This is a genomic window from Mycobacterium sp. 1465703.0, assembly GCF_001672975.1.
Classification (GTDB): domain Bacteria; phylum Actinomycetota; class Actinomycetes; order Mycobacteriales; family Mycobacteriaceae; genus Mycobacterium.
The window spans coordinates 15,131-40,721 of record NZ_LZKU01000286.1 but is presented as its reverse complement, the minus strand read 5'-3'; the positions used below and the strand labels follow the sequence as shown (position 1 = coordinate 40,721).

General features: G+C 65.4%; 26 protein-coding genes and 2 pseudogenes. 11 read left to right on the top strand and 17 right to left on the bottom strand.

The window, feature by feature from the left end:
• Positions 1–254, top strand: a pseudogene (locus tag A5625_RS28775) (3-(3-hydroxyphenyl)propionate hydroxylase); the annotation flags it as partial.
• Here A5625_RS28775 and A5625_RS27175 read toward each other — a convergent pair.
• Together A5625_RS27175 and A5625_RS27170 are read right to left on the bottom strand one after the other, a co-directional pair.
• Positions 247–1,497: pseudogene (locus A5625_RS27175) on the bottom strand (bifunctional 3-(3-hydroxy-phenyl)propionate/3-hydroxycinnamic acid hydroxylase); the annotation flags it as partial. The pseudogenes A5625_RS28775 and A5625_RS27175 overlap by 8 nt on opposite strands.
• Positions 1,497–2,360 (bottom strand): alpha/beta fold hydrolase, encoded by an 864-nt coding sequence (locus A5625_RS27170; protein ID WP_067001787.1) that lies wholly within the window; start codon positions 2,358–2,360, stop codon positions 1,497–1,499. The pseudogene A5625_RS27175 and the gene A5625_RS27170, both read right to left, overlap by 1 nt.
• Positions 2,361–2,485: 125 nt before the next feature.
• On the opposite strand from A5625_RS27170, the gene A5625_RS27165 reads away from it, so the two are divergent.
• Together A5625_RS27165 and A5625_RS27160 are read left to right on the top strand one after the other, a co-directional pair.
• Entirely contained in the window at positions 2,486–3,163 is a 678-nt protein-coding gene (locus A5625_RS27165) for an IclR family transcriptional regulator (protein WP_067001784.1), read from the top strand.
• 14 nt (positions 3,164–3,177) lie between these two features.
• Entirely contained in the window at positions 3,178–4,794 is a 1,617-nt protein-coding gene (locus A5625_RS27160) for an FAD-dependent oxidoreductase (RefSeq protein WP_067001782.1), read from the top strand.
• A 175-nt stretch (positions 4,795–4,969) separates the two neighbouring features.
• Here the strand turns inward: A5625_RS27160 and meaB are convergent, their stop codons facing one another.
• Together meaB and A5625_RS27150 are read right to left on the bottom strand one after the other, a co-directional pair.
• Entirely contained in the window at positions 4,970–5,857 is an 888-nt protein-coding gene (gene meaB / locus A5625_RS27155) for a methylmalonyl Co-A mutase-associated GTPase MeaB (protein WP_067001779.1), read from the bottom strand.
• Positions 5,858–5,864: 7 nt separating this feature from the next.
• Entirely contained in the window at positions 5,865–7,004 is a 1,140-nt protein-coding gene (locus A5625_RS27150) for a thiolase family protein (protein ID WP_067001777.1), read from the bottom strand.
• A gap of 180 nt (positions 7,005–7,184) precedes the next feature.
• On the opposite strand from A5625_RS27150, the gene A5625_RS27145 reads away from it, so the two are divergent.
• Positions 7,185–8,036, top strand: a complete 852-nt coding sequence (locus tag A5625_RS27145; protein WP_067001774.1) for a proline iminopeptidase-family hydrolase — start codon at positions 7,185–7,187, stop codon at positions 8,034–8,036.
• A 21-nt stretch (positions 8,037–8,057) separates the two neighbouring features.
• On the opposite strand, the gene A5625_RS27140 is transcribed toward A5625_RS27145, so the two are convergent.
• The 4 genes from A5625_RS27140 to A5625_RS27125 form a co-directional block, all read right to left on the bottom strand.
• On the bottom strand, positions 8,058–8,828 hold the full coding sequence (locus tag A5625_RS27140) for an enoyl-CoA hydratase/isomerase family protein (RefSeq protein WP_067001771.1): 771 nt from the start codon (positions 8,826–8,828) through the stop codon (positions 8,058–8,060).
• 63 nt (positions 8,829–8,891) lie between these two features.
• On the bottom strand, positions 8,892–9,974 hold the full coding sequence (locus tag A5625_RS27135; protein ID WP_067001769.1) for an acyl-CoA dehydrogenase family protein: 1,083 nt from the start codon (positions 9,972–9,974) through the stop codon (positions 8,892–8,894).
• Positions 9,961–10,866, bottom strand: a complete 906-nt coding sequence (locus tag A5625_RS27130) for an acyl-CoA dehydrogenase family protein (RefSeq protein ID WP_067001766.1) — start codon at positions 10,864–10,866, stop codon at positions 9,961–9,963. Before A5625_RS27130 ends, A5625_RS27135 begins: the two co-directional genes overlap by 14 nt.
• Positions 10,844–12,259 carry a class I adenylate-forming enzyme family protein gene (locus tag A5625_RS27125; protein WP_067001763.1) on the bottom strand — a complete coding sequence of 472 codons (1,416 nt, stop codon included), beginning with the start codon at positions 12,257–12,259 and terminating at the stop codon, positions 10,844–10,846. The genes A5625_RS27130 and A5625_RS27125 overlap by 23 nt, the downstream gene beginning before the upstream one ends.
• 125 nt (positions 12,260–12,384) lie before the next feature.
• Here A5625_RS27125 and A5625_RS27120 point away from each other — a divergent pair, with 125 nt between their 5' ends.
• Genes A5625_RS27120 through A5625_RS27110 form a run of 3 tightly spaced genes read left to right on the top strand, consistent with a single transcriptional unit; the run spans position 12,385 to position 14,366 of the window.
• The gene (locus A5625_RS27120; RefSeq protein WP_067001760.1) at positions 12,385–12,723 is read left to right on the top strand and encodes a 2Fe-2S iron-sulfur cluster-binding protein; all 339 of its coding nucleotides are present in this window, start codon (positions 12,385–12,387) and stop codon (positions 12,721–12,723) included.
• Between the two features lie 20 nt (positions 12,724–12,743).
• Positions 12,744–13,058, top strand: coding sequence for a DUF4286 family protein (locus A5625_RS27115; protein ID WP_067001803.1), 315 nt, complete (start codon positions 12,744–12,746; stop codon positions 13,056–13,058).
• 42 nt (positions 13,059–13,100) lie between these two features.
• Positions 13,101–14,366, top strand: a complete 1,266-nt coding sequence (locus A5625_RS27110; RefSeq protein WP_067001757.1) for an amidohydrolase family protein — start codon at positions 13,101–13,103, stop codon at positions 14,364–14,366.
• 22 nt (positions 14,367–14,388) lie between these two features.
• Here A5625_RS27110 and A5625_RS27105 read toward each other — a convergent pair whose 3' ends face one another.
• From A5625_RS27105 to A5625_RS27085, 5 genes are all read right to left on the bottom strand, one after another.
• On the bottom strand, positions 14,389–14,814 hold the full coding sequence (locus A5625_RS27105) for a nuclear transport factor 2 family protein (RefSeq protein ID WP_067001747.1): 426 nt from the start codon (positions 14,812–14,814) through the stop codon (positions 14,389–14,391).
• Between the two features lie 138 nt (positions 14,815–14,952).
• Complete coding sequence (locus tag A5625_RS27100; RefSeq protein ID WP_067001744.1) at positions 14,953–15,990, bottom strand: CaiB/BaiF CoA-transferase family protein; 1,038 nt, start codon at positions 15,988–15,990, stop codon at positions 14,953–14,955.
• Positions 15,987–16,943, bottom strand: coding sequence for an LLM class F420-dependent oxidoreductase (locus A5625_RS27095; RefSeq protein WP_067001741.1), 957 nt, complete (start codon positions 16,941–16,943; stop codon positions 15,987–15,989). The genes A5625_RS27100 and A5625_RS27095 overlap by 4 nt, the downstream gene beginning before the upstream one ends.
• Positions 16,928–17,368 carry a cobalamin B12-binding domain-containing protein gene (locus A5625_RS27090; RefSeq protein WP_067001738.1) on the bottom strand — a complete coding sequence of 147 codons (441 nt, stop codon included), beginning with the start codon at positions 17,366–17,368 and terminating at the stop codon, positions 16,928–16,930. Before A5625_RS27090 ends, A5625_RS27095 begins: the two co-directional genes overlap by 16 nt.
• The gene (locus tag A5625_RS27085) at positions 17,369–18,946 is read right to left on the bottom strand and encodes a methylmalonyl-CoA mutase family protein (RefSeq protein WP_067001735.1); all 1,578 of its coding nucleotides are present in this window, start codon (positions 18,944–18,946) and stop codon (positions 17,369–17,371) included. It lies immediately after the preceding gene.
• A gap of 71 nt (positions 18,947–19,017) precedes the next feature.
• On the opposite strand from A5625_RS27085, the gene A5625_RS27080 reads away from it, so the two are divergent.
• Complete coding sequence (locus A5625_RS27080; protein WP_067001732.1) at positions 19,018–19,842, top strand: NAD(P)-dependent oxidoreductase; 825 nt, start codon at positions 19,018–19,020, stop codon at positions 19,840–19,842.
• A gap of 3 nt (positions 19,843–19,845) precedes the next feature.
• On the opposite strand, the gene A5625_RS27075 is transcribed toward A5625_RS27080, so the two are convergent.
• Both A5625_RS27075 and A5625_RS27070 read right to left on the bottom strand, forming a co-directional pair.
• Positions 19,846–20,661, bottom strand: coding sequence for a methyltransferase domain-containing protein (locus A5625_RS27075; RefSeq protein WP_369830056.1), 816 nt, complete (start codon positions 20,659–20,661; stop codon positions 19,846–19,848).
• A gap of 81 nt (positions 20,662–20,742) precedes the next feature.
• Positions 20,743–21,453, bottom strand: coding sequence for a M15 family metallopeptidase (locus tag A5625_RS27070; RefSeq protein WP_067001729.1), 711 nt, complete (start codon positions 21,451–21,453; stop codon positions 20,743–20,745).
• A 110-nt stretch (positions 21,454–21,563) separates the two neighbouring features.
• Between A5625_RS27070 and A5625_RS29395 the strand changes: the two genes are divergently transcribed.
• On the top strand, positions 21,564–21,722 hold the full coding sequence (locus A5625_RS29395) for a hypothetical protein (protein ID WP_156748621.1): 159 nt from the start codon (positions 21,564–21,566) through the stop codon (positions 21,720–21,722).
• A gap of 6 nt (positions 21,723–21,728) precedes the next feature.
• On the opposite strand, the gene A5625_RS27065 is transcribed toward A5625_RS29395, so the two are convergent.
• Positions 21,729–23,009: a cytochrome P450 gene (locus tag A5625_RS27065; RefSeq protein ID WP_067001726.1), complete on the bottom strand. Its 1,281-nt coding sequence runs from the start codon at positions 23,007–23,009 to the stop codon at positions 21,729–21,731.
• A gap of 202 nt (positions 23,010–23,211) precedes the next feature.
• Between A5625_RS27065 and A5625_RS27060 the strand changes: the two genes are divergently transcribed.
• Positions 23,212–23,766 carry a TetR/AcrR family transcriptional regulator gene (locus A5625_RS27060; protein ID WP_067001797.1) on the top strand — a complete coding sequence of 185 codons (555 nt, stop codon included), beginning with the start codon at positions 23,212–23,214 and terminating at the stop codon, positions 23,764–23,766.
• A 198-nt stretch (positions 23,767–23,964) separates the two neighbouring features.
• Positions 23,965–24,804: a mycofactocin-coupled SDR family oxidoreductase gene (locus tag A5625_RS27055; protein ID WP_067001723.1), complete on the top strand. Its 840-nt coding sequence runs from the start codon at positions 23,965–23,967 to the stop codon at positions 24,802–24,804.
• A 58-nt stretch (positions 24,805–24,862) separates the two neighbouring features.
• Here A5625_RS27055 and A5625_RS27050 read toward each other — a convergent pair whose 3' ends face one another.
• A complete protein-coding gene (locus tag A5625_RS27050; protein WP_067001720.1) occupies positions 24,863–25,462 on the bottom strand; it encodes a cation transporter in 600 nt (199 codons plus the stop codon).
• Positions 25,463–25,591 lie beyond the last annotated feature (129 nt).

Genomic DNA, 25,591 nt, shown 5'->3' with positions numbered 1-25,591 from the left:
GGCTCAAGCCGATGCCCCGCTACGAGCACGGTGCCGTCGTGCACGCCGCGCCGGGCCGCTCCGATTCGCCGGTCGGAACGCTGTTCATCCAGCCGCACGTGGACACCCGAAACCGGCAGAACGTGTTGCTCGACGACGTACTCGGCGCATGGTTCGCCGTGCTGTGCTGGAACAACAACCCACGCAAAATTCTCGGCGACGTAGCGTTCGCCAACTGGAAAGCGCTGGGCGCCCGATTCTTTGCACTCCGACCGGCGAATCGGAGCGGCCCGGCGCGGCGTGCACGACGGCACCGTGCTCGTAGCGGGGCATCGGCTTGAACCGCATCTCCAGCACATATCGCTTGAGCGACGGCACGATTGACGCCGAGCGAACCAGGAGGTCTCGCGCGCCGGCCACCCGGCGGTTGGTCGGCGAGATCACCCGGCCCACCATGGTGGACAGGTCGATCATTGCGCGGGCGTGCTTGCGACGTTCGACGTCATAGGTGTCCAGCAGCTTGTCGTCGGCGCGGCCGCTCACCACCGCCGCAAGCTTCCAGCCCAAGTTCGCCGCGTCCCGAATCCCGCTGTTGTACCCCTGCCCCTGCCATACCGGCATCAGATGAGCGGCGTCCCCGGCCAACAGCAGCCGGCCTTGGCGGAACGCCCCGGCGATCCGCGAGTGGTGGGTGTACACCCGGCGCCGAATCACGTCGACCCGGTCGGGGTGGGGAACCATCCGGGCCAGCATCTGGGTCAAGAACGCGGGATCTTCCGCCTGCTCATCGGTCTCGTCGGCATGAATCATGAACTCGAAGCGGCGAATTCCGTGGGCGATCGAAATCGAGGCGTACGGGCGTTCGGGGTCCGCGCCGACTTCGCTGTTCGGGTGCCCGAGCGGATCGTTGGCGATGTCGACCACCAGCCAACGCGTCGACGACGTCGTCCCGTCGAACGACACACCCATCGCCCGTCGGGTCATGCTGCGGCCGCCGTCGCACCCGACCACATAGCGTGCGGTCAGTTGTGAGGTGTCGCCGTCGTTGCCGGCCCCGCCGCCCAACTCGACGGTCACCCGGTCGGCGCTCTCCTGACACGAGACCATCGGACGTCCCCACCGAACCTGGACGTGTTCGAATCGATCGAGGCCGGCGAGCAATTCGGCATCGACGAGCGGTTGCACGAAGCCATTTCGCTTCGGCCAACCGAAACGCGCGTCCGGCGGGGCCATTTCGGCGAGCACTCGACGCTTGGCGTCGACGAAGCGCAAGATCTGGTTGGGCACGGTGTGTGGCAGCACCCGGTCGACGAGCCCGATCGACTGAAAGGTGCGCAACGCCTCGTCATCCAGACCCACCCCGCGCGGGTAGTCGATGAGGGTATCCCGCTCGTCGACCACCACCGTGCGAATGCCCTGCAGGCCAAGGATATTGGCCAGGGTCAGGCCGACCGGGCCCGCGCCCACCACGAGAACATCGGTCTCGACGTCAGATACCTCGTGCCCCGATGCGACCATTACCGGCCCAACAGGAAGTCGAGATGGAGGCGATTGAATGTCTTGGCGTCTTCGTACTGCGGCCAGTGGCCACAGCCGGGCATCACTTCGAAACGCGCGTTGGGAATCATCGACGCCATGCGGCGGCCTTCGGTGACATCGGCGGTCGGGTCGTCGCTCGTCCACAGCACCAGCGTCGGTGCGATGATTGCGCCGTATTCGGCCGGCCCGAGAATGTTGCGCGCCCGAATCTCGGGATCCTGCAACGCCATGATGTCGCGCATGGCGCTGACGAATCCTGGTTGGCGATAGACGCGCTGGCGGCTGGCGACCAGGTCGTCGTAGTCCTGGGACTTGTCGGCCATCAGCCATTTGATTCGTGCCTGAACCGTCTCCCAGGTCGGGTTTTCTGCGGCGGCCATGGACAAAGTGATGATCCGTTGCATCACAACGGGATCGGCCTGGGAGCCGCCCGCGGTGTTGAGGACCAGGCGGTCGACCACGTCGGGATGGTCGACGGCGGCGCGCGCGGCCACCCAGCCCCCGAGCGATTCGCCACTGATGCACGCGCGGTCGACGCCGATGGTGCGCAGCACCGCCATCAGGTGCTCGACGTAGTGGCGGACTTCCAGCGGGTGGCCCGGCTTGTCGGTGTAGCCATGGCCCAGCATGTCGATCGACCAGGTCCAGAAGTGATCCGCGTGTGCCGCCAGGTTGCGGACATAGGCCTCGGCGTGGCCGCCGGATCCGTGCAGCAAGACCAGCACCGGCTTTCCGGGGTCCCCGGCGCGCAGATACCGGGTACGTACTCCTCCGGCGTCGAGGTAGCCCTGCTCAAACGCGACGCCTTGGAGATCGCTCCATATGCTCTCGAACTCCGCCACGGTGCTGTCCGGCCTCCAGATCGGGAAATCTCGTTCTCGTTTTCGGCTTACTTGATGTGCTAATATCGCACACTGATGTGCGTTATATATAGAGCTTCGCTCTCGCGGGAAGGTCTGTCAAGGCTGTGAAGGGGACCGGTACCGGTTCGCAGACCCTGGCCAGGGGTCTGACGGCGCTGCAGATGGTGGCCGACTCCCCCAGCGGACTGACCGTGCAACAGCTCGCCGATCAGGTCGGCGTGCATCGCACCATCGCCTACCGATTGCTGACGACGTTGGCCGAGTTTCGGCTGGTCGCCAAGGGCGAAGACGGCCGCTATCGTCCGGCCGCCGGCCTAGCGGTGCTCGGCGCGTCCTTCGACCGCAACGTGCGCCAACTGAGCCTGCCGACGCTGCGGGCGCTCGCCGACGAACTCGGCACCACGGTGTCCTTGTTGATCGCCGAAGGCGACCAGCAGGTGGCGATCGCGGTGATCGTGCCCAGCCATGTCGCCTACCAACTCTCCTTTCACGAAGGCAGCCGATACCCGCTCGACCGCGGCGCCGCCGGGATCGCCCTGCTTGCGTGCATGCCTCCGCGCCCAGGGGAACGAGAGCTGGTTTCCCGTGCGCGCGAACGTGGTTGGGTGACTACCTACGGCGAGATCGAACCAAATACCTACGGCCTGGCGGTGGGGGTTCGCCGCCCGGTGCCGTCTCCACCAACGTGTATCAACCTCATCTCGCACCGAGAAGACGTCGTGATGCGGGGGAAAGACGCGGTCGTCAAGGCCGCCAAGCAGTTGTCGGAGCTACTGAGCTGAAGGGATAGCAGTCCATGCCATGGGACCACGAAGTCGATGTCGTCGTGCTTGGCAGCGGCGGCGCCGGCCTCACCGCCGCACTGACCGCAGCCGTAGCGGGCGCCTCGGTGGAGGTCTACGAAAAGGCCCCGACTGTCGGCGGGACCACCGCCGTGTCCGGCGGCATCGTGTGGATCCCCGCCCATAACCGCTCTCCCGACGGCGAATTGACGCCTGCCGATGCGCTGCGGTACCTGCGTGCCCAGTCGCTTGGGTCGATGGACGACGAGTTGGTCGAAACGTTCGTGCGTACCGGTCCGGCGATGCTCGATTTCATCGAGGCACACAGCGGTCTGCAATTCGAGATTGCAACCGGCTTCCCCGACTACCGTCCCGAATTGCCCGGCGGGCAGCCGGCCGGGGGCAGATCGCTGAGTGCGGCACCGTTCGATCTGGCTCAATTGGGCGAATGGGCAACCCGGATCACATCTTTCCCGGCTGACTGGTCCAACGTCGGATTCGACGCCGAGACCAGAGCACGCCTGCACGCGGCAATCGACGAGCGGACCAGCCACCTGTGCGTCGCGGGCACCGCGCTGATCGCGGGTCTGCTCAAGGGCCTGCTGGATGCCGGGGTAACCCCACACACCAACGCGCGCGCCGAAGGACTCATCGCCGAGGACGGAGAAATCACCGGTGTGCGGGTGGCTCTGCCGGATCGGGCCGTCAGCGTTCGAGCCCGGCACGGGGTCATCCTGGGCACCGGTGGCTTCGAGTGGGATCCCGCTCTGGCACAAGCATTTCTGCGCGGCCCCATGCATGGCGCGGTCTCTCCACCCAATAACACCGGCGACGGTTTGCGCATGGCGATGGCGCACGGAGCCGACCTGGCCAACATGGGCGAAGCGTGGTGGGTGCCGATCGTGCAGATCCCCGGCGACACCATCGAGGGCAAGCCGCGCAGCCGCAGCGTGCGACTGGAAAGAACGCGGCCGCGCAGCATCATCGTCAACTCGGCCGGGCGACGTTTCGTCAACGAGGCGTGCGACTACAACTCGATGGCCGGCGCCTTCCATTACCTGGACCCACGCGGCGGCTACGTGAACGATCGCGGTTGGATGGTATTCGATTCAGTTCACCTGCAGCGCTATGGATTTCTCGGTATCGAACCCGGACAGCCCGTCCCGGACTGGTTCTGCGAGTCGGCTGACCTTGCCGAGTTGGCCGCCAAGACCGGTATCGACGCTGACGGACTGACCCGCACCGTCGAGAGCTGGAACCGTCACGTGGCCGCCGGCGCTGATCCCGACTTCGGGCGCGGCTCCAGCGCCTACGACGGCTACTGGGGTGACGACAGCGCGACCACGCCGGCCGGCAAGACCCTGGGCCCGATCGACACCGCGCCGTTCTATGCGGTGCCGGTAAGCATCGGTGCGATGGGCACCAAGGGCGGCCCGCGCACCGATCACGACGCCCGCGTTCTGCATGTCGGCGGCGAGCCGATACCGGGCCTGTTCGCCGCGGGCAATGCGATGGGCGGGGTAACCGGACGGGCCTACGGTGGTGCCGGCGGAACCCTGGGCCCGGCAATGGTTTTCGGTTACCGGGCCGGCCACGCGGCGGCCACCGGAAAGTCGGTCGACCTGAAGTAGCCAGGGTGGAGCTCGCACCCGCGTCAAACCGCTGCGGGACCAACCAATAGGTGAGTTTCATCCGTGGTAGCGCCGGTGCTAGCGCATTTCAAACTCGCCTTATGCCCGGCTGCCGGTACTGATGGGGAAAGCGTGATTCCGAGGATGACGGTCGCGCTGCGCGTCTGAGGAACCGTCAGTCCGTTTCCGGTGAAGGCGGTGCGATCAGCTGATCGGCGGCCGTATACGGGTCCTGGTCGCCGTCGACGACCGCTTCGGCGAGCCGGTCGAGATCGGGCTGGGTCCGCAGCCGCGATTGCGCCAGCGACAGAATCTGCGCTCGGGCGCGAGCCAGCCGGCGGGCACGACTGTCGCTGCGGCGGTGGTCCTCGATGGCGGCCATCAGGTCCTCGATACCTTCGCCCCGGGCCGCGATCAACGAAACGATGGGGGCGCTGGTTTCGGCCCGAAGATCCCGAACCGTCTGCTCGGCACCGTCCCGGTCCGCCTTGTTGACCGCGACGATGTCGGCGACCTCCAACACGCCCGCCTTGGCAGCCTGAACCGCGTCGCCCGCCCCGGGATTGAGGATGACCACCGTCGGATCGGCAACGGCGGCGATCTCGATCTCGGACTGCCCCACCCCCACCGTCTCCAGCAGCACCACGTCGTAACCGATCGCACCGAGCAACCGGATGGCGGCCGGAACCGCTGCGGCCAGGCCGCCGAGGTGCCCGCGGGTCGCGACCGACCGAATGAGTACATCGGAGTCGTTGATATGCGCGGCCATTCGAATCCGATCGCCCAGCAGCGCACCCCCGCTGAACGGCGAAGACGGGTCTACCGCCAGCACCGCCACCCGGTAGCCGCGCGTTCGGTAGGCGGCGACCAGCGCGGCAACCGTCGTCGACTTCCCGGCGCCCGGCGGTCCGGTGATGCCGACGACCGGCCCCATGGCCTGTGGCGCGGGTCCGAGATTCGCCAACACCTCGTCGCGCTGCTCGCCCTCGACGAGGCTGAGGAGCCGGCCGGCCGCGCGGGGAGATCCGTTGCGCGCACGGGCAATCAGATCAGCGATGATCATGTACGCATTATGGAGCCGCGACCTCGATCACTGTCGCCGAACCCATTCCGCCCCCCGCACACATGGCCGCGACGCCGATGCCGCCGCCGCGGCGGCGCAATTCGTGAACCAGGGTGACCAGCATCCGGGCTCCGGTCGCCGCGACCGGGTGCCCCAGCGAGCAGCCACTGCCACTGACGTTGACCTTGTCGGGGTCCAGCTCGAGCAGTTTGATGGTGGCCACGCACATGGCGGCGAAGGCCTCGTTGATCTCGTAAAGGTCCACGTCGGCGATCGAAAGCCCAGCTCTTCCAAGAGCTTTCGGTATCGCTTCGACCGGCGCCAAGCCGGTGATCGCCGGGTCGACGCCGACGGATGCCCAGGACCGGATGGTGGCCAGTGCGGGCAGCCCGAGCGAATCGCTGGCGATCGTCAGCACCGCGGCGCCGTCGTTGGCGCCGCAGGCATTGCCGGCGGTGATCGAGAAGCCTTCGATTTCTGGGTGTAGCGGCTTGAGTGCGCCGAGCTTCTCCATGCTGGTGTCGCGGCGCGGGTGCTCGTCAACCGAGAACAATCCATGCGGTGTATCCATGGAAACGATCTCTTCTTTGAAGCGGCCTTCGTCAATGGCGGCGATCGCGTTGCGGTGTGACCGCAGCGCCCACGCGTCCATCTCCTCGCGACTCACCCCCGCTTTGACCGCGGCGTTCCATCCCACGGTGATCGACATATCCATGTTCGGCGCGTCCGGCCGGTCCGGGTGGGTCGGAGGGAACCAGTCGACCCACTCGCCGTCCACCTGCATCCGCGACCGCGGCGACGTCGACGCCGAGTTCACGCCGCCGGCGATGATGAGTTGATCCATGCCCGCGCGCACGCTCGCCGCCGCGGACTGCACGGCCGCCTGACCCGCCGCGCAGTGCCGATTGTTCGCCAAGCCGGGCACCTGGGTCAGGCCTGCGGTGACGGCCGCGTGGCGGGCCAGCACACCACCGCCGTAGAGGCCTTCACCCAGGATCACGTCGTCGACCTGCGCCGGATCCAGATCCTTGGCCGCTTCGCTGACCACGTGGTGTGCCAGATCGAACGCACTGGTGTCGCGCAGCGTGCCTTTGCGGGCGGTACCGATGGGGGTGCGCAGGGCGGACACGATGACGGCTTCAGACACGGTGCTTCTCCAGTTCAATAAGCAGATCGTTGAGAGCGACCCGCACATTCATTGAGAACACTATTCTCACAGTAGGAGAGTGCGAGTTGCAAGGAGGAGCCGTCGGCCGCGGTCCCTCTGCCCGGGCCGAAACTGCCTACACTGCTGCTGATGGCGAACGCGACGACTGCGGCGGAGGGGATGATCGACGTCCCCGGCGGACAAATTTGGTTCACCCGGACCGGCGGCGGGCCGGGCCTTCCGCTGCTGGTCATCCACGGCGGGCCGGGCTTACCGCACAACTACTTGCGGTCGCTGGGCCGGCTTGACACCCAACGCGAGGTCATCTTCTGGGATCAGCTTGGTTGCGGTAACTCCAAATGTCCGCCCAATCCCGGGCTTTGGACGATGGATCGCTCGGTAGCCGAGGTGGACGCCGTGGTGCGTGCCCTCGGCCTGGACCGCTTCCATCTGTTCGGCAACTCCTGGGGCGGAATGTTGGCCCAGCAGTACATGCTCGACGCGGCGCCTTCCGGCGTGGCGAGCCTGACGATTTCGAACAGCATCGCGTCCATCCCGGAGTTCGCGAAGATGGTGGCGCGGTTGAAGTCCGCATTGGGTCCGCTTACCCAAGCCGCCATCGACCGTCATGAAGCCGCCGGCACGACGTCCTCCCCCGAATACCAGGCCGCAATCCGGACCTGGAATGAGACTTACCTGTGCCGGGTCCGTCCTTGGCCGCGAGAACTCGAGGATGCGTTTCGTAACATGGGCGCCGAGGTCTTCGAGACCATGTTCGGCCCCAGCGACTTTCACATCGTCGGGACCATCCGGAACTGGGACGTGGTCGACCGGCTCGACGAAATCGCCGTGCCGACACTGGTGCTTGCGGGTAGGTACGACGAATGCGTACCCGAGCACATGTGGGAAATGCACCAGCGCATAGCGGGATCACGATTCGAGCTGTTCGAGTCCAGCGCTCACATGCCCTTCATCGAAGAACCGGACAAGTTCGATTCGGTAATGCGTGACTTCCTGCGCCGGCACGACTGAGGCCGTCGCGCGACGACCACCTCAGTTTTTCTTGGCGGCGTTGAATTTCGCGACGTTGGCGCGGAAGTCCTCGGTCAGGAATGACTGGCTCTCGGCCGACAGCGCATAGTCCAGACTTGCGAGCACCGCCCGCTCCAGATGAATGTTGAGCACCCGCTTGGTGCTCTCGACCGCCTGTTGCGGCAACTCCAGAATCTTCTTGGCGGTGGCGATCGCCTCTGAAACCGGATCGTCCGCAATGTGATTGGCCAATCCCAGTTCGACCGCCCGGTGTGCACTGATGCGGGTGCCGGTGAGAGCGAACTCCTTGGCCAGCAGCAGGCTGATGTGGAGCGGCCAGGTCAGCGGCCCACCGTCGGCGGCCACCAGCCCCACCTGCACGTGCGGGTCGGCCAGATAGGCGTTCTCGGCGATGTAGACGATGTCGCTGAGCGCCACCAGACTGCAGCCCAACCCGACAGCGGGGCCGTTGACCGCCGCCACCACCGGAATTCGGCATCGCGCCATGCCCAGCACGATCTCGCGCCCGTCCCGGATGGTTTTGGCGCGCAACTCGGCATCGTTCGCCAGCTCTTCCAAGTAGGTGAAATCGCCGCCGGCCGAAAACGCCCGGCCGGCGCCGGTGATCACCGCGGCCCTAGCCGTGGGGTCATCGGTCAATCGCTGCCACAACCGGGCGAGCCCGACGTGCAGGTTGTCGTTGACCGAGTTGAGCGAATCCGGCCGGTTGAGCGTGATGATGCGCAGGGCACCGTCGGCCTGGACGTCGATTTCGGTAGGCATGTCGTACACGTCAGACTCCTTCGATGGTCGTGACCCGCTTCACCCGGGCTTCGCCCGCGTTCGCGATCACTCCTACAATCCCAAGATTCGTGAAGCGATGATGTTCTTCTGTATTTGTGAGGTGCCGCCCATCACGCTCTGCGCCCGGCTGTACAGGTAGGCGCTGAGCAGGTCGGGATCGCGCGTTCCCGTCACAGCCAGAGCGGCATGCCCGACGGATTGCTCTACCCAGGTCATCAGCAGTTTGTCCAGCGAGCCTTCCGAGCCGTGCGATACCCCGTCGAGCTGTTCGGACAGCCGCCGCCGCACGTGATGGGTCAGCATATCCGACTGAACTGCAGCCCACGCCAGCTCTTCGGGGACTTCACCGTCGTTGCGCGACAACAACTCTCGAACGAGCTTGCCGTAGCGGGCTGCGTAGCCGAGCGTTGAGGGCTCGCGTTCGTGCCCGACGACGGTCATCGCCACCGCCCAGCCGTCGCCGGGGGCACCGACCATCCGGTCCGCCGGCACCTTCGCGTCATCGAAGAACACCTGACCGAATTCGTTCGTCACCCCGTTGATCATCTGCAGCGGACGTTGTTGCACCCCGGGCTGTTTCATCTCCAGGACAAACGCCGACAGGCCGCGGTGGCGCTTGGCGTCGGGGTCGGTGCGGGCCAACAACAGACACCAGTCGGCAACGTCGGAGTAGCTGGTCCAGATCTTGTGACCGTTCACCACATAGGTGTCGCCTTCGAGGCGAGCGGTCGTGGTCAGCGAAGCCAGATCCGAGCCGGCGCCGGGCTCGCTGAAGCCCTGGCACCAGCGCTCGGTTCCGTTGATGATGCCGGGCAGGAACCGCTTTCGCAGCTCGTCGCTGGCGTGCTCTCCGATGCCGTAGACAAGATAGCCGACGCTGGGGCGTGGCGGCGCGCCGGCCCGCACCAGTTCCTCGTCGACGATGACGTCGTAGACGGGCGCCAGGTCCTGCCCGCCCCAATCGCGTGGCCAGGACAGGCCGAAGAAGCCGTTGTCGTACAGGGCGCGATGCCAGTCGGCCATGCGAACCCAATACTCATCGCCTGAGCCGGAGAACTCTTTGGCATGTGCCGAGAGCCAAGTGCGCAGCCGCTCTCGGAAGGCGGCTTCGTCAGGGGAGTCACGAAAGTCCAAAATTGATCTCCTTCAACGCGACCGGCCACAGCTCGGTCGATGTCAGGGCCCGGCGCAAATAGACATGCGCCACGCATTCCCACGTGTTGCCGATACCGCCGTGCACCTGGATGGCCGTCTCGCACACGGTACGGGTGGCCCGGGCGCAGTAGACCTTTGCGATCTGGGCGGCCCGAATGGCCTCGGCGGGGTCCAGCTCATCGACGGCCCACGCGGCGTGCCGCAACACGCTCACCGAACCTTCAATCAGCGCAAGGCTTTCCGCTAGCAGGTGGGCGATGGCCTGATAGGACCCGATCTGCTTGCCGTACTGTTCCCGAATTTTGGCGTAGTCGCAGGCAACCGCGTGTGCGCCTCGGGAGATGCCGACCAAGTCCGCCGTCGTGGTGACCAGTGCGAGCGCCCGCCACTGCTCGGCAACCTCGGCTGACACCTTCCCCAGCGTGTCCGGGGATCCCACCGTGATCGCGTCCGCGCGGGTCAGATCGACACTCTGTGAGCAAGCCTGCACGTCGACGCCGAGGACGGTGTCACCTGAGAGCAATAGGGCGCGCCGAGCGCCACGGGCGTCGATCACTCGGTCGTCGACGGCCACCGTCGCCGCCGAAACGTCGGCGTCGATGTGGCGGCCCAGATCGTCGGCCAATACCGGACCGAGAAACGGTGTGTCGACCAGCCTGCGGCCGAATTCCTCGGCCACGAGGGCCACTTCCACACCCGAGGCCCCGTCGGAACGCAATGACCGCCAGCCGGTGTTCTGGATCTGCTTGTCCAAACGCGTGATCCGAGTTTGGTCATCGAGATCTTGGACCGCTGCCGGCCCTAGATCGTCGGCCAGCTTGGCGGCGGCATCACGTAATTGCTGTTGTTCAGCTGTCAGACGTACATCCATAGCGCTCCTTCAGCACTCGGCGCAGCACCTTGCCGGAAGGCAGGCGAGGAATGTCGGGGACGAACACCACCCGGCTCAGATGTTTATACGACGCAAGTTTCTCGTCCACCCGGGCGGTCAGTTCGGTGGCAACCGCCTCGGTGTCAAAGGGTTCGGCTGCCGCAACCGCGGCGACGACCGCTTCGCCGTTGAGTCCGTCGGGGATACCGAACACCGCGCAGTCCTTGACGGCCGGATGACCATGCAACACCGTCTCGATTTCGGCGGGCGCGACTTGGAAGCCGCGCACTTTGATCATCTCCTTAAGTCGGTCGGTGATCCGCAGCCAACCGCCGGTGTCGAGCCAGCCGACGTCCCCGGTCCGGTACCAGCCATCGCGGATCGCCTCGCCGGACGCTTCGGCCGGCAGGTAGCCGGCCATGAGCGACGTTGATCGGGCCTGAATCTCACCGACTTCGCCGGGGCCGGCCGGCTCACCGGTGTCCAGTGAGACGATCCGCACGTCCACACCGGGTACCGATCGTCCGACGGTGTCCAGGCGAGCGTTCTCGATCGGATTACACGCTATGACAGGCAATTCCGTCGTCCCGTAGGCCGGAAGCCATCGCACCCCGGTGCGTCGGGTCACCGTCTCAGCGACGTGAGTATTGACCGGTGTGGCTCCCCACATGATGTAGCGCAGCGACGACAGATCATAGGACTCTAGGTCGGGATGTGAGGCGATGGCCAGCGCGATGGGCGCGACCGCCATTTCCACTGTGATGCGGTCACTTTCGATGTGCCGCAGCACCCGGTCGATGTCGAACCGCGGATGCAGCCGCACACTGGCGCCGGTCTTGACGGCGGTCAACAGATTCAGCAGTCCGAGGATGTGTGACGGTGGCGTGGCCACTTGAATCCGATCACGGTTCGTCAGCTGCAACGCTTGGCGCCAGTGCCGCACCGCCTCATCCAGGGAAGCGTGGGTGTGACGGACGGCCTTCGGCAGGCCGGTGGTGCCGGAACTGAACACCAGGGCCGCGTCGGTCGCGGCCGGCGGCGAACCGGCAGTCGGCTCGGCGGGCGGGACCGGCTCGTCCAGGTGCAGCATCGGCATCAGGCCGGCCAGCACCGGGTGGTCGCCGATGGCGTGGTCAGGGTGGGTCAGCGCCAGCGCGTGGTCGACCTCGTAGCGCTTCCACGCGGGACTGATCAGGACCGCCGTGGCCGCCAGCCGCCAGATCGCGAACACCACGGCCAGAAACTCCGGCCGATTGGACGCCATGAGCGCGACCCGCTGACCCGCGGTCACACCGTCTTTCGCCAGGGTGGCGGCCCATCCGTCGGCCAACGCGTCGAGTTCGGGCGCGCTGAGTCGCCGTTCCTCGAACACGAGCGCCGCCGGCTCGGTCACGTCCCGTCCTTCCCTGACAGACCGGGCTGACCCGACTCCATACAGTCTTGAGAAGATGCTATCGCTTCGTGAGAATAGTATTCTCTATACTGAAGAATGCAAGTACGGGAGAGGGGGCGGTCTGCGTGACAGTCACCCGGATCATTGAGGGGACCCCAGGGGTGACAGATCCGGCAACAAACGGCTCCGGCGCCGGCACAGTGACGATCCATCTCAACCGCAAGAAGGTCTCGGTGCCCATCGTTCCCGGCGAGACGTTGCTGGAGAGCGCGCGGCGGGCCGGACTGGAGCCGCCGTTCAGTTGCGAGGCAGGCAACTGCGGTACGTGCATGGCCAAGCTCGAAGAGGGCCATGCCACGATGCGGGTCAACGACGCTCTCGAAGAGGACGAGGTCGCGGAAGGCTACATTCTGACGTGCCAGGGCGTTCCGGATACGGACTCGGTCACGGTGCGCTACGAGTAGCAGCCAGAGAGGTGGCGACGATGGCCAAGGGCATCATCCTCGTGGAGAGCCGACCCAGCTCGCCCGAGCGGGAGCAGGAGTACAACGCCTGGTACGACGAGGTGCACCTCGGCGAACTCTTGGCCCTGGACGGAATCGTCTCCGCACGCCGGCTGCGACCCGTTGACGGCGACGGGCCCTACGTCGCCATCTATGAGATCGAGGGCGACGACCTGCAGGCCATTCTGGACAACATGATCGCCAACGGCCCGCAGCTGCACATGTCCGACGCCCTGCAACTCGACCCGGCGCCGATTCCACGACTGCTCGAGACCACCACGGAGCGCAGCGGCTGACCGAGTTCTCACTCGAGTCGCTACGCCGGAGAGGACCGTTTGATGAATGTCGATGACCTGATCCTGGTGAGCATTGACGACCACGTGGTCGAGCCGCCGGACATGTTCCTGCGGCATGTGCCCGCCAAGTACCGGGACGAAGCACCCATCGTCGTCACCGACGACAAGGGCGTCGACCAGTGGATGTACCAGGGCAGGCCGCAGGGCGTCAGCGGACTCAACGCCGTGGTGTCGTGGCCGGCCGAGGAGTGGGGCCGCGATCCCGCCGGTTTCGCCGAAATGCGCCCGGGCGTCTACGACATCCACGAGCGCGTCCGCGACATGAACCGCAACGGCATCCTCGCGTCGATGTGCTTCCCGACGTTCACCGGGTTTTCGGCCCGGCACCTCAACATGACGCGCGAGGACGTCACCCTGGTGATGGTGTCGGCCTACAACGACTGGCACATCGACGAATGGGCCGGCTCCTACCCGGATCGGTTCATCCCGATCGCGATCCTGCCGACCTGGACTCCTGAGGGCATGTGCGCCGAGATCCGTCGCGTCGCCGCGAAGGGTTGCCGGGCGGTCACCATGCCGGAACTGCCTCACCTGGAAGGACTTCCGAGCTACCACGACGAGGACTACTGGGGTCCGGTGTTCCGCACGTTGTCTGAGGAGAACGTGGTGATGTGTCTGCACATCGGTACCGGCTTCGGGGCGATCAGCATGGCGCCCAACGCGCCGATCGACAACCTGATCATCTTGGCCACCCAGGTCTCGGCGATGTGCGCCCAAGATCTGCTGTGGGGTCCGGCCATGCGCAACTATCCGGACCTGAAATTCGCCTTCTCCGAAGGCGGTATCGGCTGGATCCCGTTCTACCTGGACCGCAGCGACCGTCACTACACCAACCAGAAATGGCTGCGCCGCGACTTCGGCGACAAACTGCCCAGCGACGTTTTTCGTGAGCATTCGCTGGCCTGCTACGTGACCGACAAGACCTCGTTGAAGCTGCGCCACGAGATCGGCATCGACATCATCGCCTGGGAGTGCGACTACCCGCACTCCGACTGCTTCTGGCCCGACGCACCCGAGCAGGTGCTCGCCGAGTTGAACGCCGCCGGTGCCGATGACTCCGACATCAACAAGATCACCTGGGCCAACGCCTGCCAGTTCTTCGGCTGGGATCCGTTTGCCCGGACCCCTCGCGAGCAGGCAAACGTCAAGGCGTTGCGCGCCAAGGGAAGTGACGTGGACGTGTCAATCCGGTCGCGCGCCGAGTGGGCGCGTCGCTACCAGGAAAAGCAGCTGGCCGGGCAGAGGTAGCGCGGCAGGTCAACCCGTCGGCTCAGCCCGTCGGCGGATTGACGAACCACACGTTCTCCTCGCGCAGGCTGCGGCTGCGCCAGCCGTCGGCGGTGCGCGTCAGCTCGTGGTGGTAGTAGCCGCCGCAGTAGCTCGGGTCCGCCATGCCGGGCAGTTGCATCGGGTTGTAGAACATCGCCCGCACCGTCGCTGAATCGCCGTCCAGCGTCAGGACTTCCACGTTGGTGATGTAGTGCATGGACATCGGGATCGCGCCGAAGCCCTGTTCCAACCATGTGGCCACTTCGTCGCGCGGGCCCGCCGCGGCACCCGCGGACGAGTAGTCGATGTGCGCATCGTCGGTGAAGACCGACCGGTACAGCTCCCAGTCTTTGGCGTCGACGGCCCGAGCGTATCTATTGAGTAGCGCGGCGATTTCGAGTTCATCAGCAACCCGCTGTGGATCCATCGTTGCACCCTATATAGGCAGCTACCTCTGGTACAAGTGTGTTGGCCGGCGGTCGCACGGCCGCGGGTCCGAATGTGCGGCTAGCTTCACGCTCGACCGCGAGTGTGCGGCTAGCTTCACATTCGGCGACGCAGGCGCCTACTCCGGAAGCTCTGGCGGCGAGCGGTACTCGGGCTGATAACCGGAGATGTGGATCGGGCTTCCCACCAAACGGAATTCCCCCGCTGTCACAACCACTTCCGGAGTGGCCTCGAGCGCCTCGGGCAGTGTCCTGACGGCGGCTGCCGGAACTCCGAGCGGGCGCAGTCGTTGTTCCCACCCGGCGGCACTGTCGGTGGCCAGCATCGCGGTGACGACCGCCAGCACTTCGTCACGGCGAGCGACCCGCTCGGCCATCGTCTCAAAGCCTCCGATGCCCGCTTCGGCGGCGAACGACTTCCAGAATCCGTCGTGGGTGATGAACAGCGCGAGATATCCGTCGGCGGTCGGGAATAGTTGAGCTGGCACGTAATACGAGTGCGCCCCGTGCGGGCGGCGCTGCGGCTCGACGCCGCTGTTGAGATAGGCCGACGCGTGATAGTTCAGCTGCGACAGCATGACGTCACGCAGCGACACGTCGACCTGTCCGCCGGTGCCGGAGACGATCTTGGCCAAAAGGCCTAGTGCCGCGGTCATTCCGGTGGAGTTGTCGGCTGAGGAGTAACCGGGCAGCGTCGGCGGACCGTCCGGGTCACCCGTCAGCGCAGCTGTGCCGACGCCCGCCTGGACCACATAATCGAAGGCCGGATCGTCGCCGCCATACAGCCCGAAGCCGGTGATCGCCACGCAGACGATCCGCTCGTTGTGGCGGCGCAACTCGTCGTAGGTAAGTCCCAAACGGCGGATCGCCGACGGCTTCAGGTTCACCAGCAGTGCGTGCGACTCGGCGACCAGTTGACCCAAACGTTGCTGTCCCACCTCGGAATTCAGGTCAAGCGTGACGCTGGATTTGTTGCGGTTGAGGCTGGCGAAGTAGGTGGCGCCGACGCTGCGCGAGATCTCGCCGCCGGCGGGTTCGATTTTGGTGACGTCGGCACCCAGATCGGCGAGCAGCATGGTGGCATACGGGCCGGCCAGCATGGTGCCGACCTCAAGGATGCGGATCCCTGCTAGCGGCCCGGTGTTGTTTCCAGTCAACGCAATTCCGCTGCGAGTGAGGCGATCATTTCACGGGTGCGGCGTTTGGACGCGACCAGCTCGTCACGGTTGTCGCCGATGGGCAGCAGTCGCACCGACAGATCGGTCACCCCGGCGTCGGCGAAAGAGCGGAATCGCGAGAGAATCTGATCCGAGTCGCCGGCCGCACATAGGTCACCGACATCGCGGGCATCGCCGCGGTCGAGCAGGCGCTGATAATTGGGCGACACCTCGGCCTCACCCAGGATGCGGTTGGCCCTCTCCTTGGCTTCGTCGACTTGTGCGGGCGCACACAGGCATACCGGAATACCCGCGACGATCCGCGGTGCCGGACGCCCGGCATCAGCGGCGGCCTTGGTGATCTTCGGCGCGATGTGATCACCGATCGCGCGCTCGTCAGCCATCCATAACACGGTGCCGTCGGCGAGTTCACCGGCAATCTGCAACATCACCGGCCCCAGCGCCGCAACCAGCACCGGCATCGGGGTGTCGGCCCCGATCGCCAACGGGTTGTGCACCGTGAACGAATCATTCTCGACGTCAACCGATCCCGGCCCGGCAACGGCGGCGTTGAGCACTTCCAGATAATCACGGGTGTAAGCAGCCGGCTTCTCGTACGGCAAGCCGAGCATGTCCCGGATAATCCAATGGTGCGACGGTCCGAGCCCCAGCGCCAACCGTCCACCGGCCACTGCATGCGTCGAGAGCGCTTGCCGGGCAAGGGCGATCGGGTGCTGAGCCTGCAACGGCACCACGGCAGTGCCCAGCTCGATGCGCGAGCTGTGCGCGGCCATCAGCGACACCATCGTCAGGCAGTCGAAGTCGTTGGGCACCTGCGGCATCCACGCGGTGTCCAACCCCGCGGATTCGGCCCATTCGATATCGGCGGCCAGCTTGTCCACCTTGCGCGCCATGTCGCCGCGCTCGGCGCCGATCATTACTCCGACGCGCATGGTTCCTCCGTGGCGGGTTCGTTCGAGTCAGTGTCCGCCGTGCCGGTCAGGGCGCGGATGTCGCGCACCAGGTTCTCCAGCGGTGTGCCGGTGGGGAATACCGCAGCAGCGCCGGCGGACAGCAGCTTGGGGACGTCGGCGTGCGGGATGGTGCCCCCGACGACGACGGCGATGTCGGCGGCATCCGCGGAGCGTAGTGCTTCCACGGTCCGCGCGGTGAGCGCCAGATGCGCACCCGACAGGATGCTCAGGCCCACTACCGCCACGTCTTCCTGGACAGCGATCGAGGCGATGTCTTCGATGCGCTGGCGAATGCCGGTGTAGATGACTTCGAATCCGGCGTCACGCAGGGTGCGGGCGACGATTTTTGCGCCACGGTCATGCCCGTCCAACCCTGGCTTGGCAACGAGAACGCGTACGGCCATTTAGAACACCACCGGTTGCCGGAATTCGCCCCACACCGCTTTGAGCGCGGAGACCATCTCTCCGACCGTGCAGTATGCGTTGGCGCAGTCGATCAACTTGTGCATCAGATTGTCGGTTCCCTCGGCAGCGCGCGAGAGCGCCGCAAGGCTGGACTGCACTGCGGCCGAGTCTCTTTCGGCCTTCACCTTGGACAACCGCTTGAGCTGGAGGTCGCGTCCTTCGGCGTCGAGCTCATAGGTGACGACATCGTGTTCGGGCTCCTCGGTCACAAACCGGTTGACCCCGACGACGGGGCGAGCGCCGGATTCGATGTCCTGGTGGATCTTGAAGGCCTCGTCGGCGATCAGGCCCTGTAGGTAGCCGTCCTCGATGGCTTGGACCATTCCGCCGTGTCGCTCGAGGTCGGACATGATCTCGATGATGCGCTCCTCGGTCGCGTCGGTCAGCGCCTCGACGAAGTACGAACCGCCCAGCGGGTCAGCGACGCTGGCCACGCCGGTTTCGTGGGCGAGGATCTGCTGGGTGCGTAGCGCCAGTGTGGTGGTTTCCTCGGTGGGCAGAGCGAACGGCTCGTCCCAGGCCGCGGTGAACATCGACTGCACACCGCCCAGTACGGCGGCCATGGCCTCGTAGGCAACCCGGACGATGTTGTTGTGGGCCTGCGGCGCATACAGCGATGCGCCGCCACAGACGCAGCCGAAGCGGAACATCGCCGCCTTGTCCTTGGTCGCCCCGTAACGCTCCCGCACGATCGTCGCCCAACGCCGCCGTCCGGCACGGTATTTGGCGATCTCCTCGAAGAAGTCACCGTGGGTGTAGAAGAAGAACGAGATCTGCGGCGCGAATTGGTCGATCGTCATCCGGCCGCGTTCCACCACGGTGTCGCAGTAGGTCACCCCGTCGGCCAGGGTGAACGCCATCTCCTGCACCGCGTTGGCGCCGGCGTCGCGGAAGTGGGCCCCTGCCACTGAAATCGCGTTGAACCTGGGAACCTCGGCCGCGCAGAACTCGATGGTGTCGGCGATCAGCCGCAGCGACGGCTCCGGTGGCCAGATCCAGGTCCCGCGCGAGGCGTACTCCTTGAGGATGTCGTTCTGGATGGTCCCGGTGAGTTTCTCTCGCGGTATCCCTTTTTTCTCGGCGGCGGCGACGTAGAACGCCAGCAGGATGGCCGCCGTCCCGTTGATCGTCATGCTCGTGCTGAGCTTGTCCAACGGGATGCCGTCGAACAGGATCTCGAAGTCGGCCAGGGTGTCCACCGCCACGCCGACCCGGCCGACCTCCTCGCCGAACTCGGGATCGTCGGAGTCGTATCCGCACTGGGTAGGCAGGTCGAGCGCCACCGACAGCCCGGTCCCGCCCTGCTCCAGCAGATAGCGGTAGCGGCGATTGGATTCTTCGGCGGTGCCGAATCCCGAGTACTGGCGGAATGTCCAGAGCTTGCCGCGATAGCCGGACGCGAAGTTACCCCGGGTGAAGGGGAACTCTCCCGGCTGCGGAGGCTCGGCGGTTCTCTCCGCCGGCCCGTATACGGGCCGCAGCGGGATACCGGACGGAGTGTGGGCCGTATTATCCATCGGTGAATAACGTACTTGCAAAAAAAGAGAATGCCAATACCACAGGTGTGACCAGGTAAAAGGAGTCTTTCATGCCGCACGGTTCACTCGTCGACCGCACCGTCGTCATTTCCGGTGGCAGCCGCGGAATCGGGCTCGCGATCGGCATCGGCGCGGCCCGGCAGGGCGCCAACGTGGTGCTGCTGGCCAAGACGGACACCCCACACCCCCGCCTACCGGGCACGGTGCACTCCGCGGCCGCCGAGGTGGAGGCTGCCGGCGGCAAGGCGCTGGCGGTCGTCGGCGACGTGCGCCGCGAAGAGGACGTGCAGCGGGTGGTCGATGCGGCGGTGCAGCGGTTCGGCGGCATCGACGTCTGTGTCAACAACGCCAGTGCCATCGCGACCGAACCGACCGCCGTGCTGTCGGCCAAGAAGTACGACCTGATGCAGGAGATAAACCTCCGTGGCACCTTCCTGCTGACCAAGGCGTGCGTGCCGCACCTGGAGAAATCGGCCAACCCGCACGTGCTCACCATCTCGCCACCGGTGAACATGAACCCGCACTGGCTGGGCGCGCACCCGGCCTACACGCTGTCAAAGTACGGGATGACGCTGCTGTCACTGGGCTGGGCGGCGGAATTCGCCGACGCCGGGATTGGAGTGAATTGCCTTTGGCCGCAAACGTATATCGCCACTGCCGCGGTGGCGAACATGGCCGACGGGGAGAAGTTGGCCCAGTCGTCGCGCAGCCCCGAGATCATGGCCGACGCCGCCGTCGAAATCATCTCGAGCCCCAGCCGCGAAGCAACCGGCAACTGCTACATCGACGCTGAGGTGCTGCATTCCGCCGGAGTCGCGGACCTGTCCCGGTACGGCGGTGGCGACAAACCGATTCCGGATCTCTTCCTGGACTGAAGGCTATGCGCGGCAGATGATCTCGCCGTGCGGTACGGCGATCCAGCCATCCGGGGCGGCGGCCCATTCTCGCCAGCCGGCCGAGATCTCCTCGAGCTGCGCCGTGGTCGCCAGCTCGAGGCTCACCAGGTCACGCGTCACGGTTGAGTGCAGAATTCGGTCGGCCCACATTCCGCCCCACCAGTCGCGCGTGGCGGCGGTGGCATAACACCACAGGCTGCCGGTCGGGGTGATGTCGCCGAATCCCGCCTGCTGCGCCCACGACAGCAGTCGCCGGCCCGCATCCGGTTCGCCGCGGTTGGCGCGCGTGACGCGTTGGTAGAGGTCTCGCCACAAGTCGAGCGCCGGGGGCTGCGGGTGCCAGATGAAACCCGCGTAGTCGGCGTCGCGGGCCGCTACGATGCCGTCCGGCGCACACACCCGCCGCATCTCCCGCAGGGCCGCAACCGGATCGGCGACATGTTGTAACACCTGATGCGCGTGGACGACATCGAAAGTGTCGTCGGCAAACTCGAGGTGGTGCACGTCGGCGGTAGCGAAGGAGACGTTGGACAGATCGCGTTGCTCGACTTCGGTGCGGGCAACATCGAGCACGTCGGCGGCCTGGTCGACGGCGGTGACCGGTCCGGGCGCCACCCGGGCGGCCAGATCGGCGGTGATGGTGCCGGGACCACACCCGACGTCGAGCACCGACATCCCCGGTTTCAGGTACGGCAACAGATACGCCGCGGAGTCCTCCGCGGTGCGCCGCTGATGTGAGCGCAACACCGACTCGTGGTGCCCATGCGTGTAAATCGCTCGATGTTCCTCGTTCACCATGCCCCTCGGTTGCCGCGCCCCGTTCGCAGCCTACGCCGGCCTTATCATATTCTGAAATCTCTGTCTCAGATTTTGAGATGGCTAGTCGACAGGAACATCGAGGATGGGACGATCAACACCGGCTCCCGGGCCGTCGAAATGCCACCACTCGCCCGAATAGACCTTCAAACCGCCATAGTTCATCGCATCCCGCAGTGCGGCTCGATTCGCCACGGCGTCAGGGCTGAGGCCCTGAGTGTTGAAAGCCGTTGCCCGAGAAGTGAAGTCGTCGAAGTCGGTACCCATGTCGGCCAGACAAAGGCCGCTCGCGTGCAACCCGGACGAGCACGGCTGCTGGGTCGTGCTGAAGGTCACATCGACTGACCGCCCCGATTCGTGACTACGCGCGAACTGGCCCGGGCGCGCCACCCAAGCGGGGTTGGGTACCAGGTTGAACATCTTGACCTGAACGTCGTGTGGCCGATAGCAGTCCCAAAACACCAGCAGATGACCCTGCGGGCGTAACGCGCCGGCCGCGGCGGCGAGCCCGGGGGCCATCGATTCGTGCACAAGGCATCTGGCGTCGGAGGGATACAGCTGGGTATGAGTGAAATTGTTCGTCGTTGCGTAGCGCAGATCGAGCACCGCGTCGGGCACGACGGTGCGGATGTCGACGAAACCGGCCGCTCGCGCGGCGTCGCTGACCGGTGGGACGTCGGGGACGGCCGACGCCCGCGAAGTGACCAAGACGCCATTGCTTACCACGGCCAGTCCCGCAGCGAGCACCATCCTGAACACCCACGCCTGACGCATTCGACCATTCTGGCGGTTGATCGGCCCGCGGCGGGTCAAGTTCGCGGCGATGTCGGCGGAGAAGTGCCGGCCATTGATGAACGCCGATCGGCGAGTCTCTGGCCGCCGACGTGCACAGTGCGGTGTGCGCCGCGGCCGGAGTCGGCCCACAGGGCTCAGGGGCGATTCATGTATGGACGCTGATCCACAAGATGCCCGAAGGGGATTGGGCCGGCGGCGGCAACATCGTCTACTACCAACAGGTGAAGGGCCTTTCGGCGCAGGACTAAATTCTGTTAATCGACCGGGCTGAACTCGATGTGCAGCTCCGTGAGCCCGCGCAGCAAGAAGGTGGACTCGTAGCCGTACTCGCGGTTGACAGGCGTTCCGTGCTTGGCTTCGTTGATCCTGATCTCGCGGGTTCGGTCCAGCAGGCGGTTGATGGTGACCTGGCCTTCCACCCGTGCAAGCGGTGCGCCCGCGCAGGTGTGGATGCCGCGACCGAAGGCGATGTGCTCACGAACATTCTTGCGGTCCACCTGAAATTCGCTGGGATTATCGAACTTTCGTGGATCACGGTTGGCCGCTCCCAGGCACAGCATGATGACGGTGCCGGCCGGGATGTGCACTCCGCCCAGACTGGTGGTTTTACGCGCCAGCCGGAAGTCGACCTTCGTCGGGCTCTGCATGCGCAGCGACTCTTCGATGAACGACCCGACCAGGCTGCGGTCGGCGCGCAGCCGCGCTTGAAGCTCGGGCTGGTCACCCAGAACCTGGACAGCAGCGCTCAGCAACTTGGTCACGGTCTCCTGTCCGGCCGCGAACAAGAAGGTGGCCGGTCTGACTACCTCCAACAGGGGCGGGGTCGAGCCGTCCGGATACGTGGCGGTGGCCAGGCCGGTCAGGACATCTTCGCGGGGCCGTTCCCGCCGGTCGGCGATGTACGCGCTGAACAGATCGTCGAGGTACTGCAACGGGTTGCTGCCCACCGGTTCGTGATCCAGTGCACCCACCCTGGCGCCCGGCGCGTTACCTGCGCCGAGGTTGCGGCGGATCTCCGGCCGATCCTCGTCGGGAACCCCGAGCAGATCGGCGATCGCCAGCGTCGCGAACGGCTTCGCGTACTCGCCGAGGAACTCACACTGACCGTTGGCGATGAACTCGTCGAACTGCCGATCGGCCAATTGCCAGATGTAGTCCTTGTTTTCCTGCAGCCGCCGCGGCGTGAGCAGCCGCCCCAGCAGCGAGCGCGCCTTCTCGTGTTCGGGCGGGTCCATGACGACCATGTGCTCGAAAATCGGAAACTCGTGGCGATGTGCCTCGATCTGGTCGCTGATGTCGTCGCCCTCGGGAGTGAACGGCAACGGCGGGAACGGACCGCCGATCGCGTTGACCGCGGAGAACGAATCGACGTCTTTGAACGCGGCCTGGACTTCCTGATAACCGGTCACGGCCACCACCCCGTAATGCGGCTCGCGGAACACTGGACCCTGCGTGCGCAGATAGTCCCAATAGGCATAGGGATCTTGCGCGACCTCCGCGTCGGTGAAGTAGTCGACGTCGGCGAGTTCAGTCATGAGTTGGCTTCCTCTTCTTCAGGCATCCCCACATCGCGGTCGACTCGCGCTCAAGCTGTCAAGAAACTGATCGATCGACCAATTGCTAGGATGCGGTATGCCTACCACGGATCGCGCGGGCCGGTCAAGCAAAGCTGGTGCCGCCAGCGCGCCGAGGACTCGCCCCAACAAGAGGGGCGCCGACGCGGGAGCACGCGGCAAGCTGATCGAGGCCACCGCCCGAATCATGCGCAATGAGGGCTATGCCGCGGCCACGTCGCGGCGGGTGGCCGCCGAGGCCGGCGTCAAGCAGGCTCTGGTTTATTACTACTTCCCCACCATGGATGATCTGTTCATAGAGGTGTTGCGCGCCGGCGCCGAGGCCGCACTCGCGCGCATGCGGTCCCTGCTCACCAAGGATGACCCACTGCAAGCGCTGTGGGTGATGAACAGCGATTCCGCTGTAACGACGCTGAATGCCGAGTTCATGGCACTTGCTAATCACCGCAAGGCAATTGGTGCCGAACTCAAGGCCTACGCCGAGCGGGTGCGTGACATCGAGACAGCGGCCGTGACGATGGTGCTGCGCGCGAACCACGTCGACCTCACGGAGTACCCGCCGGTGGCGATCTCGATGCTGATCGCGCAGGTGGCCCGCAGCCTGTGCAACGAGAGCGCCGTCGGCGTCACCCAGGGCCACGACGAGTTACGTGCGTTCGTTGAACGCCAGATGAACCTGCTGAAAACACCTGCGGCGGCGCCGACGCCGACCGGCTAGGACTGACCGGCTCTCCGACGACAGCGGCTACTGCGCTTTTGCGGTCGAGCATCCATTTCGCCAGACCGCTGACCGTTCGGTTGACACCGCAGCCAAATGGTGCCACCCTTCCTGATCGATCGACAAAATAACTGAGGTCGGACCACGTGGGTGCCGAGCCGTCGTCATCCCGGCCTCTCGGATCAGTGAGGTGCAGCCATGGGCGGAAGAGTCGAGGGCAAGGTCGCGTTGATCACCGGCGCCGCGCGAGGTCAGGGCCGCAGCCATGCGGTACGACTGGCGCAGGAGGGTGCCGACATCATCGCCGTCGACATCTGCACGCCGATCAGCACCAACAGCGAGATACCGCCATCGACGCCGGATGACCTGGCCGAAACCGCCGACCTGATCAAGGGCCTGAACCGGCGCATCGTGACCGCCGAAGTCGACGTACGCGACTACGACGCCCTGAAAGCGGCGGTGGACAGCGGAGTCGAACAGCTCGGCCGCTTGGACATCATTTGCGCGAACGCCGGAATCGGCAACGGCGGACAGACTCTGCACAAAACCCGGGAAGACGACTGGCGAGACATGATCGACGTCAACCTGTCGGGCGTCTGGAAGACCGTCAAAACTGGTGTGCCGCATTTGATTTCTCAGGGACAGGGTGGATCGATCATCTTGACCAGCTCGGTCGGCGGTCTCAAGGCCTACCCGCACACCGGTCACTACATCGCGGCCAAGCACGGTGTGGTGGGCTTGATGCGCGCCTTCGCCGTGGAACTCGGACAACATTTCATTCGGGTGAATTCCGTTCACCCGACGAACGTGAACACCCCGATGTTCATGAACGAGGGAACGATGAAGCTGTTCCGGCCAGACCTGGAGAATCCCGGCCCTGACGACCTCAAGGTCGCCGCACAATTCATGCACGTGCTGCCGATCGGCTGGGTCGAGCCGGTGGACATCAGCAACGCGGTGCTGTTCCTGGCCTCCGATGAATCGCGTTACATCACAGGTCTCCCGGTCACCGTCGATGCGGGAAGCATGCTCAAATAGCAGCGACCACCAGTTGGAATTTCGCCTGAAGCCGGTTCAAACGGTCATTGCCGCCGAATTACTTTGTCGGCCGAAAGACTTCCTTGACCTCACGCAGTGCGTACAACACGAGCACATAGCCGGCGACGGGATCAGCCCACCACCACCCGGCAAGGCTGTTGAGCAGTAGCCCGAGTAGCACCGCGATGGCCAACAGGCCATCGATGAGAGTGACCCGACCTTCTGTGGTGAGCACCGGATTGCTGAGGGCGGCACCGGTTCGGGCCTTGCCAGCCGCGAGCGCGAACATCGCCGCCGCGGTGATGGCAGTCCATGTGATGCCAAGGGGCGAGTGCCGGGGGTGAAAGCCGGTAACGAGGACTAGCGTCGACTGCACCGCCAGATAGATCGCCAGCGCTCCGAAGGCGACCCCGATGAGCCGCAGTGCGAACCGCTGACGGGCTTCTCCGGTTCCGGACAGCTCCCAGACAACGACCACCGAGGCGCCGATCTCGACGAGCGAGTCCAGACCAAACCCGGCCAACGCCACCGATTTGGCCCCGATCGCTGCCACCGTGAGGACGACGATGCCGACTACGTTCCAGGTCAGAGTGGCGTATTCGAGCATGAATCCGCGCCGCATCAAGGATCGACGAACGGCCTCGTCGAGGTGACTCATGCCAGCCAGTCTCGCATTCGGGTCGCTCGCCCGGCGCGCCGCCGGACGGCTTGGCGCAGTACTCGAAGCCGATTGAGTGAAGGCGGAGCCGTCGCACTCGTCAACACCGATACCAACCCAAACAGTGAA

Coding starts and splice junctions, on each gene's coding strand:
- A5625_RS27160 (WP_067001782.1), top strand. CDS start 3,178: ATGCCATGGGACCACGAAGTCGATGTCGTCGTGCTTGGCAGCGGCGGC.
- meaB (WP_067001779.1), bottom strand. CDS start 5,857: ATGATCATCGCTGATCTGATTGCCCGTGCGCGCAACGGATCTCCCCGC.
- A5625_RS27145 (WP_067001774.1), top strand. CDS start 7,185: ATGATCGACGTCCCCGGCGGACAAATTTGGTTCACCCGGACCGGCGGC.
- A5625_RS27130 (WP_067001766.1), bottom strand. CDS start 10,866: ATGGATGTACGTCTGACAGCTGAACAACAGCAATTACGTGATGCCGCC.
- A5625_RS27115 (WP_067001803.1), top strand. CDS start 12,744: ATGGCCAAGGGCATCATCCTCGTGGAGAGCCGACCCAGCTCGCCCGAG.
- A5625_RS27110 (WP_067001757.1), top strand. CDS start 13,101: ATGAATGTCGATGACCTGATCCTGGTGAGCATTGACGACCACGTGGTC.
- A5625_RS27105 (WP_067001747.1), bottom strand. CDS start 14,814: ATGGATCCACAGCGGGTTGCTGATGAACTCGAAATCGCCGCGCTACTC.
- A5625_RS27095 (WP_067001741.1), bottom strand. CDS start 16,943: ATGCGCGTCGGAGTAATGATCGGCGCCGAGCGCGGCGACATGGCGCGC.
- A5625_RS27090 (WP_067001738.1), bottom strand. CDS start 17,368: ATGGCCGTACGCGTTCTCGTTGCCAAGCCAGGGTTGGACGGGCATGAC.
- A5625_RS27085 (WP_067001735.1), bottom strand. CDS start 18,946: ATGGATAATACGGCCCACACTCCGTCCGGTATCCCGCTGCGGCCCGTA.
- A5625_RS27080 (WP_067001732.1), top strand. CDS start 19,018: ATGCCGCACGGTTCACTCGTCGACCGCACCGTCGTCATTTCCGGTGGC.
- A5625_RS27075 (WP_369830056.1), bottom strand. CDS start 20,661: ATGGTGAACGAGGAACATCGAGCGATTTACACGCATGGGCACCACGAG.
- A5625_RS27070 (WP_067001729.1), bottom strand. CDS start 21,453: ATGCGTCAGGCGTGGGTGTTCAGGATGGTGCTCGCTGCGGGACTGGCC.
- A5625_RS27065 (WP_067001726.1), bottom strand. CDS start 23,009: ATGACTGAACTCGCCGACGTCGACTACTTCACCGACGCGGAGGTCGCG.
- A5625_RS27055 (WP_067001723.1), top strand. CDS start 23,965: ATGGGCGGAAGAGTCGAGGGCAAGGTCGCGTTGATCACCGGCGCCGCG.
- A5625_RS27050 (WP_067001720.1), bottom strand. CDS start 25,462: ATGAGTCACCTCGACGAGGCCGTTCGTCGATCCTTGATGCGGCGCGGA.